Annotated in this window: 15 protein-coding genes; 6 read left to right on the top strand and 9 right to left on the bottom strand. The window is 56.1% G+C overall.

The annotated features are described in order from the left end of the window. Window position 1: 1 nt before the first annotated feature. The 4 genes from AC0B60_RS08300 to gloB form a co-directional block, all read right to left on the bottom strand. Entirely contained in the window at window positions 2–1087 is a 1086-nt protein-coding gene (locus tag AC0B60_RS08300; RefSeq protein WP_465085286.1) for a microcin C ABC transporter permease YejB, read from the bottom strand. Between the two features lie 38 nt (window positions 1088–1125). Continuing rightward, window positions 1126–2949, bottom strand: a complete 1824-nt coding sequence (locus AC0B60_RS08295; RefSeq protein ID WP_465085285.1) for an extracellular solute-binding protein — start codon at window positions 2947–2949, stop codon at window positions 1126–1128. A gap of 26 nt (window positions 2950–2975) precedes the next feature. Next, window positions 2976–4700, bottom strand: a complete 1725-nt coding sequence (locus AC0B60_RS08290; protein ID WP_465085284.1) for a LysM peptidoglycan-binding domain-containing protein — start codon at window positions 4698–4700, stop codon at window positions 2976–2978. 187 nt (window positions 4701–4887) lie between these two features. Continuing rightward, a complete protein-coding gene (gene gloB, locus AC0B60_RS08285; protein ID WP_465085283.1) occupies window positions 4888–5682 on the bottom strand; it encodes a hydroxyacylglutathione hydrolase in 795 nt (264 codons plus the stop codon). Between the two features lie 93 nt (window positions 5683–5775). On the opposite strand from gloB, the gene AC0B60_RS08280 reads away from it, so the two are divergent. The 4 genes from AC0B60_RS08280 (at window position 5776) to AC0B60_RS08265 (ending at window position 9732) form a co-directional block, all read left to right on the top strand. After that, the gene (locus AC0B60_RS08280) at window positions 5776–6597 is read left to right on the top strand and encodes a class I SAM-dependent methyltransferase (RefSeq protein WP_465085282.1); all 822 of its coding nucleotides are present in this window, start codon (window positions 5776–5778) and stop codon (window positions 6595–6597) included. Then, the gene (gene rnhA / locus AC0B60_RS08275; RefSeq protein ID WP_465085281.1) at window positions 6597–7043 is read left to right on the top strand and encodes a ribonuclease HI; all 447 of its coding nucleotides are present in this window, start codon (window positions 6597–6599) and stop codon (window positions 7041–7043) included. Before AC0B60_RS08280 ends, rnhA begins: the two co-directional genes overlap by 1 nt. A 20-nt stretch (window positions 7044–7063) precedes the next feature. Beyond that, window positions 7064–7774, top strand: coding sequence for a DNA polymerase III subunit epsilon (gene dnaQ / locus AC0B60_RS08270; protein ID WP_465085280.1), 711 nt, complete (start codon window positions 7064–7066; stop codon window positions 7772–7774). 251 nt (window positions 7775–8025) lie between these two features. Continuing rightward, window positions 8026–9732 carry a chemotaxis protein gene (locus AC0B60_RS08265; protein WP_465085279.1) on the top strand — a complete coding sequence of 569 codons (1707 nt, stop codon included), beginning with the start codon at window positions 8026–8028 and terminating at the stop codon, window positions 9730–9732. An 86-nt stretch (window positions 9733–9818) separates the two neighbouring features. Here AC0B60_RS08265 and AC0B60_RS08260 read toward each other — a convergent pair whose 3' ends face one another. Continuing rightward, the gene (locus AC0B60_RS08260) at window positions 9819–10133 is read right to left on the bottom strand and encodes an SCP2 sterol-binding domain-containing protein (RefSeq protein ID WP_007154761.1); all 315 of its coding nucleotides are present in this window, start codon (window positions 10131–10133) and stop codon (window positions 9819–9821) included. 231 nt (window positions 10134–10364) lie between these two features. Here AC0B60_RS08260 and sohB point away from each other — a divergent pair, with 231 nt between their 5' ends. Together sohB and AC0B60_RS08250 are read left to right on the top strand one after the other, a co-directional pair. Then, entirely contained in the window at window positions 10365–11429 is a 1065-nt protein-coding gene (sohB, locus tag AC0B60_RS08255) for a protease SohB (protein ID WP_465085278.1), read from the top strand. 23 nt (window positions 11430–11452) lie between these two features. Beyond that, entirely contained in the window at window positions 11453–12451 is a 999-nt protein-coding gene (locus AC0B60_RS08250; protein WP_465085277.1) for a YhdH/YhfP family quinone oxidoreductase, read from the top strand. A 180-nt stretch (window positions 12452–12631) separates the two neighbouring features. On the opposite strand, the gene AC0B60_RS08245 is transcribed toward AC0B60_RS08250, so the two are convergent. The 4 genes from AC0B60_RS08245 to metH all read right to left on the bottom strand — a co-directional run bounded on the left by AC0B60_RS08245 (window position 12632) and on the right by metH (window position 19099). Beyond that, window positions 12632–13135 (bottom strand): DUF934 domain-containing protein, encoded by a 504-nt coding sequence (locus AC0B60_RS08245; RefSeq protein WP_465085276.1) that lies wholly within the window; start codon window positions 13133–13135, stop codon window positions 12632–12634. Further along, on the bottom strand, window positions 13128–14780 hold the full coding sequence (locus AC0B60_RS08240; RefSeq protein ID WP_465085275.1) for a nitrite/sulfite reductase: 1653 nt from the start codon (window positions 14778–14780) through the stop codon (window positions 13128–13130). The genes AC0B60_RS08245 and AC0B60_RS08240 overlap by 8 nt, the downstream gene beginning before the upstream one ends. A gap of 331 nt (window positions 14781–15111) precedes the next feature. Continuing rightward, entirely contained in the window at window positions 15112–15351 is a 240-nt protein-coding gene (locus AC0B60_RS08235; RefSeq protein WP_465085274.1) for a DUF2970 domain-containing protein, read from the bottom strand. 40 nt (window positions 15352–15391) lie between these two features. Then, window positions 15392–19099 (bottom strand): methionine synthase, encoded by a 3708-nt coding sequence (metH, locus tag AC0B60_RS08230; protein WP_465085273.1) that lies wholly within the window; start codon window positions 19097–19099, stop codon window positions 15392–15394. Window positions 19100–19173: the final 74 nt, after the last annotated feature.

Genomic DNA, 19173 nt, shown 5'->3' with positions numbered 1-19173 from the left:
TCTACGATCCCTCCCGGCTTTCGAAATCAATGCGGGGGTCCACAAGAACGTATGTGATATCGCTGATCAGCTTCAGCACCAATCCCATAAGCGTGAAGATATAGAGGGTGCCGAATATCACCGGATAATCCCGATTCAACGCCGCCTCAAAGCCCAGCAACCCCAGGCCATCCAGCGAGAAGATAACCTCAATCAGCAGCGAGCCAGTGAAGAACAACGAAACAAGCACGCCGGGAAGGCTGGCAATGACAATCAACATCGCGTTGCGGAACACGTGCCCGTAAAGCACCTGTTTCTCTTCCAGACCCTTGGCTCTGGCAGTCACCACATACTGCTTGCTGATCTCGTCGAGGAAGGAATTCTTGGTCAGCAGGGTGAGGGTGGCAAAGCCACCGATTACATTGGCCGTGACAGGCAATGCCAGGTGCCAGAAGTAATCTCCGATTTGCTGGTACCAGTTAAGTTCATCGAAGTTGGACGACGTCAGCCCCCGCAGCGGAAACCAGTCCAGATAACTGCCCCCTGCGAACAGGACGATCAGCAGTATCGCAAACAGGAAACCCGGAATGGCGTAGCCCACCACGATGGCAGAACTGCTCCAGACGTCGAATCGCGAACCGTCGGTGACCGCCTTGCGGATACCAAGGGGGATCGAGATCAGGTAGATAATCAGGGTGGACCATAACCCCAGGGAGATGGACACCGGCATTTTGTCGAGGATCAGCTCGGTGACCGAGCGATCGCGGAAAAAAGATTCGCCAAAATCAAAGGTGGCGTAGTCGCCGAGCATTTTCAGGAATCGCTCATGGGCCGGCTTGTCGAAGCCGTACATGACTTCTATCTCTTTGAGCAACTCGTCCGGCAGACCGCGGGAACCTCGGCTGTCGCCACTTGACGAAGTAACCTCGCCGCTGGCATCACCACCGCTCGCCCGGGCAAGGGCGCTGCCACCGTGCCCCTCGGTTTCCGCAATCAATTGTTCAACGGGGCCGCCCGGGGCGGCCTGAACAATCACGAAGTTAAGCAGCATGATCCCGAGCAGGGTGGGGATAATCAGCGCCAGGCGCCTGAGGATATAACTGCCCATTCAGCGGAACTCCGTCATGGTTGAGTCAGAGATCTGCGTCATTGGTCAGTGCTTTTTACCCACCAGTTGTTGACGTCGACGCCGTTTTTGGGAACCGTATCCGGCCGCTGCAGAAACGACCAGTAGGCGATCCGGTCCTTGGGCAGGTACCAGTTTGGAATCACGTAGTGTCCATGCAGCAGCACGCGGTCCAGCGCTCGCGTACGGTGGACAAGCTCCTCGCGGGTAGGTGCCTGAATCACCAGGTTGACCAATTCATCAACCACCGGGCTGTCCACCCCCATATAGTTGCGCGAGCCTTTCACGTCGACATTGGATGAATGCCAGTATTCCCGCTGCTCGTTGCCGGGGGAATCGGATTGGCCGATGCCCTGGACCGTCATGTCGTAGTCGAACTCACGAAGGCGCTGTATGTACTGGTTTGTATCCACCAGACGTACGGATACATCGACTCCCAGCCTTTTCAGGTTGTTCTTGAAGGGCAGCACCACCCGTTCGAAGGTTTTCTGAAAAATCAGTATCTCGAACGCCAGGGGGTCACCGGTTTCCCGATTCACCATTGTGCCATCCTTAACCTCATAGCCGGCCTCGCGTAACAACATGAGGGCGTTGCGGAGATTATCGCGGAGCCCGCCTTCACCCGACGTCGAGGGCGGCTGGTACGTTTCATTGAAAACGTCATCGGGCAATTGATTGCGATAGGGCTCGAGGATCTCCAGTTCGCGTCCTTCGGGCAGGTCGGACGACGCCAGTTCGCTGTTCTCGAAGTAGCTTGATGTCCGGGTGTACTGCCCGAAGAAAAGGTTCTTGTTGGCCCATTCAAAGTCAAACGCATAAGCCAACGCCTCTCGCACACGAGGGTCGCTGAAGACCTGGCGGCGGGTGTTCATTGCGAACGCCTGCATGCCCGCAGGGCGGCCATGCTCGACGGCCTCGGTTTTCACCTTGCCGGAATCGAACTGGTTGCCGGTGTAAGCGGTGGCCCAGTTCTTGGCCGAGGATTCCACCCGGAAATCGAAATTACCGGCGCGGAAAGATTCCAGGGCGACGGTGTCGTCCTTGTAGTAATCGTAGTGAATCTCATCGAAATTAAACCGACCCTTCCGCACTCCGATGTTTTTGGCCCAGTAATCCTCCACTCGTTTGAAGGTGATGGAGCGGCCCGCCTCGAAATCGCCAATGCGATACGGTCCGCTGCCAACGGGTGGTGTCAGGCCGTTGTCGCCAAATTCACGGTTTTCCCAGTAATGGCTCGGAAGAATGGGCAGTTGACCAAGAATCAGTGGCAGCTCACGGTTGTTGGTGTCGCCGAACTCGAAGCGGATAGTCCGCTCATCTTCGATGATTACCTCGGCCACGTCCGCATAATAGTTGCGATAGAAAGGATGGCCTTTGGTGGTCAGGACATCGAACGAAAACTTCACGTCCTTCGCGGTAATGGGTTCACCATCCTGGAACCGGGCTTCTTCACGCAAACGAAAGGTAACGTAGCTGCGGTCTTCGGGGGTCTCGATGGACTCGGCAATCAGGCCATACGCGGAAAAGGGCTCGTCCGCTGAGGGTTCCATCAGGGTGTCGTATAGGTATGTGTTAATGCCCGCCGCGGCTACACCGCGAATAACGAAAGGGTTGAAGGTGTCGAACCCGTTGGCCACCACGGCCATTCGAAGTGCGCCGCCCTTGGGCGCTTCGGGGTTAACGTAGTCAAAGTGTGGGAAGCCTTCGGCGTATTGGGTGTCGCCGTGCATTGCAATGCCGTGTCTCGCGTCCGGCTCGGCTGAGGCAGATTGCCATGGAAGGAGAGCCATGGCGGTAACGGTAAAAACACTGATGAGGGATGAGGCTTTCCGTGTTCTTGTCATAGATCTCGCACGTTTCCGGTTCAGACTCAGGGGCTGTTTCTTATGTCGACATAGAGTACCAGACTTTGCCCGGGCTGAAGATAACGGGAGGTGTTGAGGTCGTTCCAGCTTGCGATATCTCTCACATTAACTGCAAAGCGGCTGGCGATGGTTGACAGGGAATCGCCTTTGCGGACCTGATAGCCCACTTTACGTACCATGCCTTTGCCGCGATTGGTGCTGGCCAGCATGGCGGGCTGTTTGGATTTTGACCAGATGACCAGTTTCTTGCCGGGCATAAGCGGGTCGCCAGGGGCCATGCCGTTCCAGGACGCCAACTGGCGGACGGACACCCGGTGCTCGCGGGCGATATCCCAGAAGGTGTCCCCGGAGCGGACGGTGTAGTCAACCCGAGTACCGTTGGTGTTCTTGCCGCTCCGTTCCTGCTTCCTGGCGAGTCGTTCACTGGCGCTCAGGGAGTAGGTGCCTGCCTGTTCAGCTGCGGAGGGAATCATCAGTCGTTGGCCGATGCGGATGATGTGACTGTCGAGGCTGTTGACCTGCTGTATCACCGATGGCGTAGTGGAATAGCGTTTGGCAATGGTGCTCAGGGTATCGCCGGATTCCACCTTGTAGTTCCGCCAGGAAACGCGTTTCGCCGGATCCATACTCTTGAGAGCAGTAGCAAAGGTTTCAGCGTGGTCGCGGGGGATTAGCAGGCGATGGGGACCATCCGGCGACGTGGCCCAGCGATTGTAAGAGGGGTTGAGCAGGTAAATCTCGTCGATATCGACACCGGCCAGTTCCGCTGCTTGTGCCAGATCGAGCTGCGAACCGGTGTCCACGATTTCAAAGTAGGGCTCGTCGTCCAGCGGAGGCAGCTCAATGCCGTGGGCTTGTGGATCATCGAAGATCTTCGCGAGGGCAATCAGCTTGGGGACATAATGGCGGGTCTCCCGAGGTAGGTCGAGGGACCAGTAATCGGTTGGTTCGTTGCGCTTGCGGTTACGGCGCATGGAGCTGGAAACCGTGCCGCCACCACTATTGTAGGCCGCAAGTGCCAGCATATAGTCACCATCGAACCGCTTTGCCAGTCGATCAAGATACGTCAGCGCCGCATCGGTGGCGGCAACGATATCGCGGCGATCGTCATGCCACCAGCTTTGGGTCAGGCCAAAATACTTGCCTGTGGAGGGAATGAATTGCCAAAGGCCGGCAGCGCGACCGTGAGAATAGGCGAACGGATCGAAGGCACTTTCCACCACAGGCAGCAGGGCCAGTTCCGTGGGCAGCCCCCGTTTTTCGGCTTCGGAAACAATGTAGTGCAGGTAGCGGCTGCCACGATCAACCACTCGATCAATGTAGCGTGGATGCTTTTTGTACCAGTTCAGTTGCGCCTGGACTCTGGGCTCGCTGGCATCGTGATCCAGCTCAAATCCTGCTCGCAGGCGGTGCCACAAGTCTGGGGTGGCGTCATTCTCTTCCGCGATCTTCTGGTCGGGCTCGTCCAGCTTTTCCCTGGCGTCTTCGGCGGTTTGCTTGAGCGTTGGGTCAATGGCGTCGTCTAGTTTTGTTCGGGACGCGCGACCCGTTGGTTCATTGCCAGGTGAGGACTCTATCGCCTCTTTAAGCTCGTCATCACCGGCCGCCACAGTCAGTTTCTCGGAGGCCAGTACGTCACTTGATGAAGACTCTGAAAAAGGATCAAGAGTGCTGCAGCCGCTGGCAAGTGCGCCAAGGAGAAACAGGGTGGAAAATCGCGAGACCGTCATATAACTACTTCCGGTGGCTGGTCGAAGCCGGGATGAACTGTACAAAAACCCGGCATATTTAATGAGTTATGACACAAAAGTTAAACGGATTCTATTGGAACGCTTTTCAGGGGGTCAACAAGACTCGCGTTACGTCATTGATAGATTTTGTTACCTGCCTCAGAGCGTATCCTTTAGAGCGTGTCTTTTAGAACGTGTCTTTGCCGTGCCTTGTGGCTGCGAAAACATCGTTGTCCGATTCGACGGCCAGCCCCGTTTTCTTTGCATATCGATGCGCGGCGGAGACAACCGCCTCGTCGTCCCAGCGCAGGAAAGGGTTCAGTCGCTTCTCTTCACCGAGGATGGATGGAACGGTGGGCATGCCATCGTCGCGACGTTTCTTGCAGCGGGCCTCGAATTCCCTGAGCGGCTCGTCATCTGGTAGCCAGTGACGGGCGAATTTGAGGTTGGCGAGGGTGTATTCGTGAGCACAATATACGGCCGCCTCGTCTGGCAGGTCCCGAAGGCTTTCCAGTGATCGTTTCATTTGCTCTGGTGTCCCTTCGAACAGGCGTCCGCAACCGCACACAAACAGAGTGTCGCCACAAAACAGCACCGGACGGTCGTTGACATGTACGTCGGTGAAATAGGCGATATGGTCGAGGGTATGGCCGGGAACGCCAATAACATTGAATGTGAGGTGTTGCCAGACCACCTCATCCCCGGGATGCACTTCACTGTTCGCGCCCTTGAAGGGAGAGTTCGCCGGGCCGATGATCCTGCAGTCGGATACTGTTCCGGCGAGTTTGCTTACACCGCCCACATGGTCAGGGTGGTGGTGAGTCACCAGGATGGTGTCCAGTTCCAGCCCATTATCCGCCAGGAATTCAATGACCGGCTCTGCCTGCCCGGGGTCCACGACCAATGCTTTGCGATCCTCACTGTTGGACAGGCACCAGATGTAGTTATCATTGAAGGCTGGAATAGCGTTAATGGTCAGCATAGGCTCCACATGTGCGATACGAATGTGACTGTTATCATAGTGTATTAATCCCGGCGTCCCAACACCGGAGAAACGAACCAGGGGAACGCAGCAATGAGACCAGCAGGTGACGTTGACTATTCCGCCCGACATGACGGCTTCGAGAGCTGGTTTCAGACGCCCCTGGGCCGTTCGCTATTGGCCGATCAGCGTGCCTGCGTTGAGCGTCATGTCCGCGCCCTCTCTGGGGCGAGGCAGTTACAGGTTGCGGTCAGTCATCGTCTCCCATTGGCCAGTGGGACTGATTTTGCGCAACGTATTCTGACGACGCCGAACTGGCAGTCGTCCATTCCCGACGGCGTGGCGGTCTGCGATGCCGACGAGTTGCCCTTTCCCGGTGATTCCATGGACCTGGTGATTCTCCATCACACGGCGGATTTTTCGCCGCATCCTCACCAGGCTTTGCGAGAGGCTTCCAGGGTGCTCAGGGGGGAAGGCATGATGGTGCTGATCGGATTCAACCCATTTAGCCTCTGGGGCATGCGAAAACTGGTTTCCAGGCACCATGAGGGCCCCTGGGGTGGTCGTTTTCTGATGAAGGGGCGCATGGAAGACTGGCTCCGGCTGCTGGATTTTTCCGTGGAGTCATCGGGCTCCTCGTTTTTCCGTGTTCCGCTTCAGCGGGCGGTTCTCGCGGAGCGCAGGGGCATGATGGAAAAATTGTGCAGCAACCGTTTCCTGCCGGTGGGGGCTTATTACTGTATCCTTGCCAAAAAGCGAGTTTATTCCAGGTTACGACGTCGGCCAGCCTGGCAAGGGCAGAAAGTCATCGCCCTGCCAGGAAGGGGCGCAGTGGGAGCCTCACGTGGCTACCCCGCGCAGCCCGAAAACGATCGGTGCGTCATATTGAAACACAAGCATGTCGAGGAGTATTGATGGCCGGAAAGGTTGTTCTCTATACCGATGGAGCCTGCAAGGGCAACCCGGGGCCGGGAGGCTGGGGTGTTGTTCTGAGGTACGGCGATGCCAACAAGCTGCTGCACGGCGGTGAGGCGAATACCACCAACAACCGTATGGAGTTGATGGCTGCGATACAGGGTTTGAAAGCGCTCAGGCGCGCCTGCGACGTGGAGCTCTATACCGATTCCCAGTATGTCCGCAAGGGCATCACCGAATGGATGGCGGGCTGGAAGCGAAATGGTTGGAAGACATCCGCAAAAAAACCGGTCAAGAATGAAGACCTCTGGCGGGAGTTGGATAACGAGGTGGCCCGCCACAAGGTCAATTGGCACTGGGTGAAGGGACATTCGGGGAATCCCGACAATGAGCTGGCAGATGAGCTCGCCAATCGTGGTGTGGAAGAACTGGCTAACGCCGGATAACAACGGCGAATAGGGTAACCATGAGACAGATTGTACTGGATACAGAAACCACCGGTATCGACCCGACGGAAGGTCACCGGATTATTGAAATTGGCTGCGTTGAATTGATGGAGCGCCAGATTACCGGTCGGCACTATCACGTCTACATTAACCCTGAACGGGAAGTGGAGGCGGAAGCCATAACGGTTCACGGAATCACCAATGATTTTCTGGCGGACAAACCAAAATTTGCCGAAATAGCCGACGAGTTCTTTGAGTTCATTAAAGGAGCCGAGCTGGTTATCCACAATGCGGCGTTCGATATCGGATTTATGGATTCCGAATTTGCCCGCCTGAAGCCGGTTCGCAGGACGACTGAGCATTGCGGAGTGGTGGACTCTCTCGCCATCGCCCGCAAGAAGCATCCTGGCCAGAAGAACAATCTGGATGCCCTGTGCAAGCGTTACGGGATCGACAACAGCAATCGCGAGTTGCACGGCGCGTTGCTGGATGCGGAAATCCTAGCTGACGTCTATCTTTTGCTGACAGGCGGGCAGACTGCGCTTTCTCTGGACGCTGGCGGTGACGAAGCCGGCGGTGAGGGTGGTATCCGTCGCCTGGCTGATGACCGCAATCCGCTGCCGGTACTCAAGGCCAGCGACGACGAGCGTGCCGCCCACGATGAGTTCATGGCGTTGCTGGCAAAGCAGGCTGGTGCAACCGTATGGGATAAGCTTTCGGCTAAAGAATAAGCCGAGCTGAGCAGAATGTTCTTTTGGCAGTGCGAACTGTGTGTCGCGCTGTACGTTTTGTTACATTCCTGCTTTCTTGAGCTACTTGAGTTTTGTGTTATAAGTAATGATAAGTTCGCGAGTTTTCGCGAACTTTTTATTTTAGCCGGGAAGGATAAATCTGGCTCATAAAGTGATTCTTCAAAAAACCGACAAGATCACATTCCAAGAACAGGACGCGGTAGTTTCCGCATAATTTACAGGAAGCGTTTATGGTTCAATCGTCTCTGGCGACGAAATCACAGTCATTTGATCTGGTCAAAAGTGAGATTGAGCAGACCATCAGACAGGCAGAGTCCAGCCTTGAACGCTTTCAGGAAAATCGTGAGAGTGGCGAGGATCTGCAAAATTGTGTGGATTTCCTGAATCAGCTCCGCGGTATTTTCATTCTTGTCGAACTGCGTGCCGGTACCCTCCTGTGTCAGGAGGCCGTCACTATGGCCAACGATGTTCCCGTTGGTGCTAACGACGACAAGAACATCCTTCTGACGACACTCAACAGCGCCTTGTTCATTTTGCGCCGTTACGTTGAATACTATCATCAGCAGCGAGCGGATCATCCGGAGCTGCTGCTGCCGGTTATCAATGATCTGCGCGAAGCCCGCAAGGAAAAACCTTACCCGGAATCCTGTTTCTTCGATGTGGACGTAAAGGAGCGGCCGGATTTCTGTTCAGGGCTTTCCCTCCAGGCGTTTGATGGAAACGAGGCCGAATACGAGATACTGGCCCGCCGTATGCGGCTGACGTTCCAGGTCGCGCTGCTGGGTGTGCTTCGTGAGAAGAACGATGTGGTCAGCAAGAAACTGTTTGGACGGGCAGCACGTGGATTTGCTCGGCTTTGCCAGGGGCAGCCCATGGGGCAAATGTGGTGTCTGGTTGCCATTGTGGCGGATACCATGCTTGATCGTGTCATGGGGTTCAGCAAAGCCCGCAAGCGCATGTTCATGCGTATCGAGAAATATTCCCGTGAAGTCGTGTACGTCGGTAAGGTGGCCACAGCCAAAGATGCGCCGGATTCTCTCATTCGTGATCTGGTGTATCTGCTCTATAGAAGCGGATCTGCGAATCCCGAGGTCACCTCCGTTCTGTCAGCCTATCGACTGACACCTGCGGAATTCCCGGACTCCATGCTTGATGCTCATGCCCGTCGCCTTTACGGCCCGGGTACCGATGTTCTCAAGTCGTTGTCGACGGCATTGCAGGACGAGCTGAATCAGCTCAAGGACAAACTCGATATCGTTGAGCGTGGCATTGAGCCGGATCTGGCGGAGTTGTCCTCCATTGCAGATGCTCTGGAGCGCCTCGCCAATACGCTGGTGATGCTGGACCTCAACCAACTGGGCACCATGGCTCGGGGTGAGGCCGCGAAGTTGCGCACCTGGGAGGAGGAGAATCGTCTGCCTGCAGACGATGAGCTCTATAAGCTGGCGGATTCCGTACTGGGTATTGAGGATGCCGTGATGCAAATCGTGGTTCGTGGCATCACATCCGAAACCGACGCCCTTGCGGGTGGGCAGCGTACCCGCGAAGAGTCTCTTTACCTCCAGGAAGCCACCTACGTGGTGGCGGACGAAGCGAAAGGCGCACTGACCCTCGCAAAACGCGCCATAACGGCATTTATTGAGTCCGACTACGACAAGCTCCACCTCGCCAATCTGCCTGCTACGTTGCACAGTATCTGGGGTGGGCTGCACATGTTGGATGATCCTGGTGCGGCCTCGGTGCTGGAGCGCGTAGCAGCGTCCATCCAGGAGCGCCTGCTGGATGCCAGGGAAGCACCTCAGGCCCAGGTGTTGGAAGCATTGGCAGACGCACTGACGTCCCTTGAGTACTACATAGAGAGTGTTGGCAGGCGGGAAGATCGCAATGCGGACCTGTTAAAGCTGGCGGAGTCTTCCCTGGAGGACGTTGGGCTCTAGCGCCGTAGTCGCTGGTAGTTAGTCACTGCAGATCAAAAAAAACCCTGCCGTATGTGCAGGGTTTTTTTTGGGAGTTCAAAGAGCCATTAGCCCATATTGAACAGCTCGCCGAGCTTGGTTGCCAGCATCATGTCGCCTTCAGCGCGCAGCTGACCGGCCATAAATGCCTGCATGCCATCGGTTTCGCCGGAAACGATGCCCTGCAGGGTTTCGGAGTTCATGATCAGGGTGACGGAAGGATCATCGTGGGCGCCTTCAGCCATCTTGCAGGTGCCATCCTTGATGACCAGGTGGTAGGTCTTGTCATCCTCGATGTCGAACTGGAATACCAGATCCAGGCCTTCAGCTGCGTCCGCGTTAAAATTCTGTTCGAGTTTTTCGAATATCTGAGCTACAGACATTATTTTACCCTTATTAATGGTTGTCGTGGCGTATTGACGGCTTCTGGTTCCTGGCCTTTCGCCTGCATGGAAGCCCGGGTGAGCCGACGTAGCCATTCGACTTTAGGGTTAGACATTACTGGTGTCAAGCTCGATCGAACGCTTGTTTTAATTTGTTATGGGTTCTATGGCTTGTACCTCAGGGCACCTCGGTTACAATCGAGCGCTCAAGAATAATCCTGGAGAAGCAACTTGGAATTTCTGACAGAGTTCGGTTTGTTTATTGCGAAAACGGTTACCCTCGTGGTGGCGCTCCTGGTCATCGTTTCGGTGATTTTATCCGCTGCCCATAAGGACAAGGACGATCAGGGGAGTGACGGTGAACTGAGGGTTCGCAAACTCAACGAGAAATACCGCAAGCTGAGGGAGTCACTTCAGGCCAAACTGCGCAGCGATTCGGAGCGCAAGGCTTTCGAAAAGGCCCGTAAAAAGGAAGACAAGGCCGAGCAGAAAGCCGAGAAGGCCAAGCGTAAATCCGGCGACTCGGAAGACAAGCCCCGGCCCAAGGTGTACGTACTGGACTTTGATGGTGATATCAAAGCCAGCGATACGGATTCCCTTCGCCGATCAATCACAGCAGTGCTGAGCGTCGCGGAGCCTGAAACCGACGAAGTGGTGATACGCCTTGAAAGTGGCGGGGGCCTGGTTCATTCCTACGGACTTGCGGCTGCCCAGTTGGACCGTATTCGCGCCAAAGGCATCCGTCTTACGGCCTGCGTAGACAAAGTGGCCGCCAGTGGCGGGTACATGATGGCGTGCGTGGCCGACCGGATTGTCGCATCGCCGTTTGCGATTCTCGGGTCCATCGGTGTGGTTGCTCAATTGCCCAACTTCCATCGTTTCCTCAAGAAAAACGACGTCGACTTCGAGATCCTGACGGCGGGAGAACATAAGCGCACCATGACCATATTCGGTGAAAACACCGACAAGGGCAGGACTAAATTCCTCGAAGACCTTGAGGATACTCACGTTCTGTTCAAGGAATACGTGGGTGAGCGTCGTCCGGAGCTCGACATCGCTGCTGTTGCCAATGGTGATATCTGGTTTGGTCGGCGCGCCCTGGAAGTCAAACTGATTGACGAGATTAAAACATCCGACGAATTTCTCATTGAAGCCTGTGATAGAGCAGACGTAGTCTCGGTAGGTTTTCAGCGCAAACGCACGTTGCCGGAAAAGCTTGGCCTGGCCACCAGTGCGGCACTCGAGCATACCGTATGGCGGGTACTGGGCGCGTTCCGCAACCAGAAAATCCAGTAAATCGACAAAACGGGAACAGAGTCATGACAAACGACACCGAGTTCAAGGCATGGCGAGTTCAGGAGCAGGGCGGCGAGTACGCGGGTTCCGAGCATACGCTGCAGGTATCCGATCTGCCCGACAATGACGTCCTCATCAAAGTCAGTCATTCGTCGCTGAACTACAAGGATGCCTTGTCTGCGTCCGGCAACAAGGGCGTTACACGTAACTTCCCGCATACGCCGGGCATCGACGCCGCCGGCGAAGTGGTGGACGCGGCCTCTGGTCCCTTTTCCGCCGGCGACAAGGTGCTGGTTACCGGTTATGACCTTGGCATGAACACCGATGGCGGCTTTGGCGAATACATCCGTGTGCCTGCCGAATGGTGCGTGGCAATGCCCAAAGGTTGGGATGCCCGCACGGCCATGATCTACGGCACAGCCGGCCTTACTGCGGGCCTGTGTGTACAAAAGCTGCTGACCATGGGTGCCAGGCCCGAACAGGGCAAAGTCGCCGTCAGTGGCGCCAGTGGCGCGGTAGGCAGCGTAGCGGTTGAGCTGCTTGCGAGCCTTGGCTTTGAAGTCGTGGCCATCAGTGGCAAACAGGACCACGCGGATGCACTCAAGAACCTCGGTGCTACGGACGTGCTGGGACGCGAAGCTCTGGCAGCCGAAAAAAAGCCAATGCTGAAACCCGTTTATGCCAATGCCGTGGATACCGTCGGCGGTGGCCCACTGGCGGAATTGCTGAAGCAGATCCACCCAGGCGGCTCCGTCTCCTGCTGCGGCCTGGTCGCCGGGCCACAACTGGAAACCACCGTGCTGCCGTTTATCCTCCGGGGTAACAACCTGCTGGGTGTCGATTCGGTTGAAATCCCACTGGCGGACAAGCAGTCAGTCTGGGACAAATTCGCTGGTGACTGGGCGTGTAAGAAAACAGAAGCGTCTGCCCGCGATATCGGGCGTGATGAACTGGATGGGGCTTTGAAGGCGTTTCTGAAAGGGGAGTCTTCAGGAAAGATCGTTCTGGATCATTCCCTGTAAACCAACAGGCTTTAAACTGGCGGGCCATCTCCCAAGGTCCGCCAGAACGAAGAGGGAGCTGAGCACCAAAACTGTGCGGAGCCATGGATGGCGAAGCCCAAGCCGAACAGGACGTCTTGAGGCGTGTTTTGGTGATCAGCTCCCTCTTTGTTCGTCTGGGGAGTAAAAGAATACTAAGAGTCAGGAAGCCCGGCGGCGGAACAACGGCTCGTCTGTATCCGTCGCAGCCTGATACCCCTGTGTAAAGAAGTTCAGGCAACGAGCTGCCTTGTTGATATCCTTATCAGCGCGCAGTACATAAGTATCAAAGCCGCATCGCTTCATAAACTGCAACTGGTCGAGAAGTACATCTCCAACCGCACGGAGCTCATTGCGGTAGTTCAACCGTTCCCTGAGCAGGCGCGCAATACTGTACCCGCGGCCATCGCTGAACTTCGGAAAGTTCACCGCAATTACGGGAAGCTCATTCACCACGCCTGCCAGAATCTCTGGCTCGTCATGGCTGTCGAGCCACACACCAATATCATCACGGTCTTCAAAATGCTCCTTGCCCGCCAACCACAGGTCGGCCGGGATCAGGGCGGGTTGCTCGGGAACATCCAGCGACTCTCCATCTGCTGGCCGTGGCACAACAACCCAATCGTCCTGACGGATACTTCCGTCACTGGTGATCACATCAGGCATAAACCCGCTCCTTGAATGGCTCAATGCCAATACGGCGATAGGTGTCCAGGAAAGGCTCTTCCTCGGTCCGGTTATCGACGTACACATTAATGATTTTCTGCATCACTTCCGGCATGTCTTCCCGGGCAAAAGAGGGCCCAAGAATCTTGCCGATCGCGGCATCATGATGGGACGAGCCGCCCAGGCTGATCTGGTAGAACTCCTGCCCCTTCTTGTCGACGCCAAGGACGCCGATGTTGCCCACGTGGTGGTGACCACAGGCGTTCATGCAGCCGGAAATGTTCAGGTCAATGTTGCCGATGTCGTACAGGTAGTCCATATCATCGAACTGGCGCTGAATGGACTCCGCCACGGGAATCGACTTGGCGTTCGCCAGGGCGCAGTAATCGCCGCCGGGGCAGCAGATAACATCGGTCAGGGTGTTCAGGTTCGCGGTGGCAAAGTCCATCGGCGTGATGGTTTGCCACAGATCGAACAGTTGATCCTTCCGGACATCCGCCAGAACCACGTTCTGCTGGTGCGTAACCCGCACTTCGCCAAAACTGTACTCGTCCGCCAGGTCGGCAATCTGTTCGAGCTGCTGATCGCTGACATCGCCCGGCGGCGTACCGGTTTTCTTCATGGTCAGCGTCACAATGGCGTAACCAGGATTCTTGTGGGTATCCACGTTGTGGCTGATCCACTGGTCAAACTCTCGATTCTCGAATCGTTGAGTCGCCAGGGTGTCCTTCACGTCCGGAACCTGTTGATAAGCCGGTTCCGTGAAATACCCCTTGAACTTGTCAATAGCGTCCTGGGTCAGGCGGGTGGGGGAGTCCTTGATGTGGGACCACTCATCTTCCACCTTGGCTGCAAACCCTTCGGGTGTTAATGCTTTCACCAGAATTTTAATGCGGGCCTTGAACTTGTTATCACGGCGACCGTAACGGTTGTAGACGCGCAGTACGGCTTCAAGATAGGTGAGCAGGTCCAGTTCCGGCAGGAAGTCCCGGATAACAGGGCCAACCATCGGCGTACGACCAAGACCGCCACCCACATGAACACGGAAACCCAGCTCACCCTGCTCATTGCGAACCATCTGCAGACCGATATCGTGCACCTGGATAGCGGCGCGGTCGGTATGCTCGGAGGCATTGACGGCCACTTTGAACTTGCGCGGCAGAAAGGCAAATTCCGGGTGGAATGTGGACCACTGACGGACGATTTCGCAGTAGGGGCGCGGGTCGGTAATTTCGTCCGCCTGCACACCGGAAAACTGATCCGTGGTGGTGTTTCGGATGCAGTTGCCGCTAGTCTGGTTGGCGTGCATTTCCACTTCCGCCAACTCGGCCAGGATATCCGGTACGTCTTCGATCTCCGGCCAGTTAAGTTGAACATTCTGGCGGGTTGTAAAGTGAGCATAACCTTTGTCATAGTCACGGGTTATGCGTGCCAGACGGCGAAGCTGAGCAGAACGGAGCATTCCGTACGGCACCGCGATGCGCAACATCGGGGCAAGACGCTGTACATACAATCCGTTCTGAAGTCGCAGTGGAAGAAACTCGTCTTCGCTCAGCTCGCCAGCCAGAGCTCTCTCGGTCTGGTCACGGAATTGTGCAACGCGCTCGGCAGCCATCTGCCGGTCGTGTTCGTCATAAACATACATAGTGGAACGTCCTGCTAAAACGCTGGAGATACGGCTTTAGTGCCTTTTCTTGCGTGGGAGAATATCACCGTGTCATTATTCTTAAAATGATTATTTCCAAATATGTTTATCGACTAAGGTGATATAGAAAACCAGATATTGCTGGACTGATTACAATTTCCCGCCTAGATTTAAAGAGGCGTGTGCGACAAAACAGACAATAACGACATAGCGAGGAAAGAGTATGAAGAAGACCGCGAGAACCGACAGTCAGGCCGACGCCGTTGCCGCCGTTTTACTGGTAATGCTTGCCGTTGCCTTCGCCGTAGTCTGGGTAGCCGGACAATAATCGTTACTGGCCGGCAAGCACCAGCTTGACGACCACCACGAGGGTAACCACGAATCCCACTGTAAACAGGATGCCGGCAATGATGTACGGCCAGGGGCTGTGGCTCGAGAAATCCTCCTCCCGGCGCTTGTCGGACTGAACACCGAGCGCGCCGGCAAGGATGCTCTGCATCACCTTCAGAACGCCCGGTCCTTTTTTCACAGGCTTGGCGGGCGTTTTCTCTTGTTCGTTCTCATCCGTCATGCTGTGTTCCCGTTGGTTTGAAGGAGGCCTCCGGCGGTGGTTACTCCGCCGGGTCGTATGCAAGGCTGGGTGCTAACCAGCGCTCTGCTTCCGCCTTGGATATTCCCTTGCGCGTTGCGTAGTCTTCAACCTGATCCGCGCCAATCTTGCCCACCGCAAAATACTTTGACTCGGGATGGGAGAAATACCATCCGGAAACGGCTGCAGTCGGGAACATGGCGAAATGCTCGGTCAGTTCCAGGCCAGCGTTTGCCGGTGCGTCGAGCAAGTCGAACAGGGTAGCCTTCTCCGTGTGGTCCGGGCAGGCGGGATAACCAGGCGCTGGCCTGATTCCCTGATAGCGTTCACGGATCAGGTCATCATTTCTCAGCGTCTCATCTTCGGCATAGCCCCAGAATTCCTTCCGCACCCGTTCGTGCAGATGCTCGGCAAAGGCTTCCGCCAAGCGGTCCGCCAACGCTTTGACCATGATGGCATTGTAGTCATCATTGCGGTCCTTGAATTCCAGCGAAAATTCCTCTGCGCCGATGCCGGTGGTCACGGCAAAGCCGCCCACGTAGTCGACCGGGCCATCGCCCTCCGGGGCCACGAAATCCGATAGCGCCATCATCGGTTTGCCTGGCGCCTTGTCATCCTGCTGTCGCAGGTGATGAAGAGTGGTGAGTTCTTTTTCCCGGGTTTCGTCGGTGTAGAGCACGACGTCATCGCCACGCCGATTGGCCGGCCAGAAGCCGATTGCCGCTTTGGCGGAAACGCGCTTCTCATCGATCATCTGCTGCAGGATCTGCTGACCGTCGTCGAACAGTGTTCTGGCGGCTTCGCCCCGTTTCGGGTCGTCGAAAATGGCGGGGTACTTGCCGGACATATCCCAGGAGATAAAGAAGGGCGTCCAGTCGATGTAGTCCACCAGCTCTTTGAGGTCATAGGTCTCGAAGGAGCGAATGCCGTTAAAGGTCGGTTTGGGCGGCTGGTAATCGTCAAAACGGATTTCCGGTGCGCGGTCCCGGGCCTCCTTTAACGAGACCAGCTTAGTGCGTTCACCCCGGTTTTTGCGGCGCTCCCGAATCTCGTCGTATTCGGTACGTGCGCCCTCGACCAGTGCCGGCTTGGCGGTCTTGCTCAGCAACTGGGACGCAACGTTCACGCAGCGCGAGGCGTCAGAGACATACAGGGCGATGTCGTTCTTGTACTGGGGTTCGATCTTGACCGCAGTGTGTGCCTTGGAGGTGGTGGCGCCGCCAATCATCAGCGGGATATTGAAGTCCAGTCGCTGCATCTCTTTGGCCACGTGTACCATTTCATCGAGCGACGGTGTGATCAGGCCGCTTAGGCCGATAATGTCGACGTTTTCCTTTACTGCCACGTCCAGGATTTTGTCGCACGGTACCATCACGCCGAGATCGATGACTTCATAGTTGTTGCATTGCAACACCACGCCCACGATGTTCTTGCCGATATCGTGTACGTCCCCTTTGACCGTTGCCATTAGGATTTTGCCCTTGGCTTGCTGATCGCCGGATTTCTCGGCCTCGATATAGGGAATCAGGTGGGCCACCGCCTGCTTCATAACGCGGGCGCTTTTGACCACCTGGGGCAGGAACATCTTGCCGTCGCCAAACAGGTCGCCAACCACGTTCATGCCGTCCATCAGCGGGCCTTCAATAACCTCGATCGGGCGGGTGGCGCGCTGCCGGCAGGCTTCGGTGTCTTCAATGATGTAGTTGGTAATACCCTTGACCAGGGCATGCTCCACTCGCTTCTCAACCGGCCATTCGCGCCAGGCAAGATCCTCTTCCTGAGTCTTGCCGCCCTTGCTGCGATAGCGCTCGGCAATTTCCAGCAAGCGGTCTGTGGCGTCGTCGCGGCGGTTAAGCACCACGTCTTCAACCAACTCTTTCAGTTCCGGATCGATTTCGTCGTAAATCACGAGCTGGCCGGGGTTGACGATGCCCATGTTCATGCCCGCCTTGATGGCGTAGTACAGGAACACTGAATGGATGGCTTCACGCACCGCATCGTTACCGCGGAAGGAGAACGACACGTTGCTGACACCACCAGAAATAGCCGCGTGGGGGAGGTTGTCGCGAATCCAGCGGCTGGCGTTGATGAAATCCACCGCGTAGTTGTTGTGCTCTTCGATGCCGGTGGCGATGGCGAAGATGTTAGGATCGAAAATGATATCGCCAGCGTTGAAGCCGATGCCAACGAGCAGGTCGTAGGAGCGTTTACAGATATCGGTCTTACGTTTGAAGGTATCGGCCTGGCCATCCTCATCGAACGCCATGACCACAACGGCGGCACCGTAGCGCATGCAGTCCCGGGCCCGCTTCAGGAATTCCTCTTCGCCTTCTTTCAAGCTGATGGAGTTCACCACTGCCTTGCCCTGAATGCAGCGCAGGCCGGCTTCGATCACCTCCCACTTGGAGGAGTCGATCATGATCGGTACGCGAGAAATATCCGGTTCCGAGGCAACCAGTTTGAGGAACGTCACCATGACGTCCTTCGAATCCAGCATGCCCTCGTCCATGTTGATGTCGATGATCTGGGCGCCGTTTTCAACCTGGTCCCGGGCGACGCTCAGGGCTTCCTCGTACTGCTCCTCCTTGATGAGCCGCAGGAATCGCTTGGAGCCCGTTACATTGGTACGTTCGCCCACGTTGATAAACAGGGTGTTCTCATCCCCCGTAAACGGTTCAAGACCGGACAGCCTCAGGGCGGGCTTCTGTTCAGGAATCTTTCTGGGGGGGTACTTGGAAACCGCATTGGCAACAGCTTCGATATGGTCTGGGCGTGAGCCGCAGCAACCACCAATGATGTTCAGAAACCCGTCACGGGCAAAGCCTTCAATGATCTCGGCCATTTCTTCCGGCGTTTGGTCATACTCGCCGAATTCGTTCGGCAGCCCGGCATTGGGGTGGGCGCTGACGTAGGTTGTCGACCTGTTCGCCAACTCTTCTACATAGGGGCGCAGGGCGTCGGCGCCGAGGGCGCAGTTCAGGCCAACCGAGATCGGCCTGGCGTGGGACACGGAGTTCCAGAACGCCTCTGTGGTCTGGCCCGACAGGGTGCGCCCGGAAGCATCGGTGATGGTGCCGGAAATCATGATCGGCAGCTCAATACCGCTGTCGATGAAGTACTGCTGGGTCGCGTATATCGCCGCCTTGGCGTTCAAGGTGTCGAAGATGGTTTCGATCAGGATCAGGTCACAGCCACCTTCAACGAGGCCTTCGACCGCTTCGTAGTAGTTTTCCACGAGAGTCTGGAAATCGACGTTGCGATAACCGGGGTTATTCACATCCGGTGAAATGGAGGCGGTGCGTGAGGTGGGACCAACTGCCCCGGCCACAAAACGAGGTTTTTCGGGGTTGCGGGCGGTGAATTCGTCCGCAATCTGACGTGCCAGTTTTGCCGCTTCAACATTCAACTCCTTCGCAAGCGACTCAAGACCATAGTCGGCCTGCGACAACTGCGTGGAGTTAAAGGTGTTGGTTTCAATAATGTCAGCGCCCGCGTCTAGATAGTCCGCGTGTATATTGCGGAGCAGGGCGGGCTGGGTCAGGTTCAGCAGGTCATTATTGCCCTGAACCTCACGGTCATAATCGGCAAACCGGTCGCCACGGAACGCCGCCTCGTCCAGTTTCAGGTTCTGGATCATGGTGCCCATGCCACCATCAAGGATGATGATGCGTTCTTTCAGGGCCCTATCAAGCTGTTCCAGGCGGTCCAGACGAGCGTTGCGGTCGGTCATATAAATTACTTCCGGAAGTCGTTTTTGTCTCAATGGCGCGCGATCATAGCAAAAATGGCAGTTGTCGTCCCACG

Source organism: Marinobacter sp. V34, from assembly GCF_055524115.1.
This window is presented reverse-complemented; position numbering and strand designations above follow the sequence as displayed.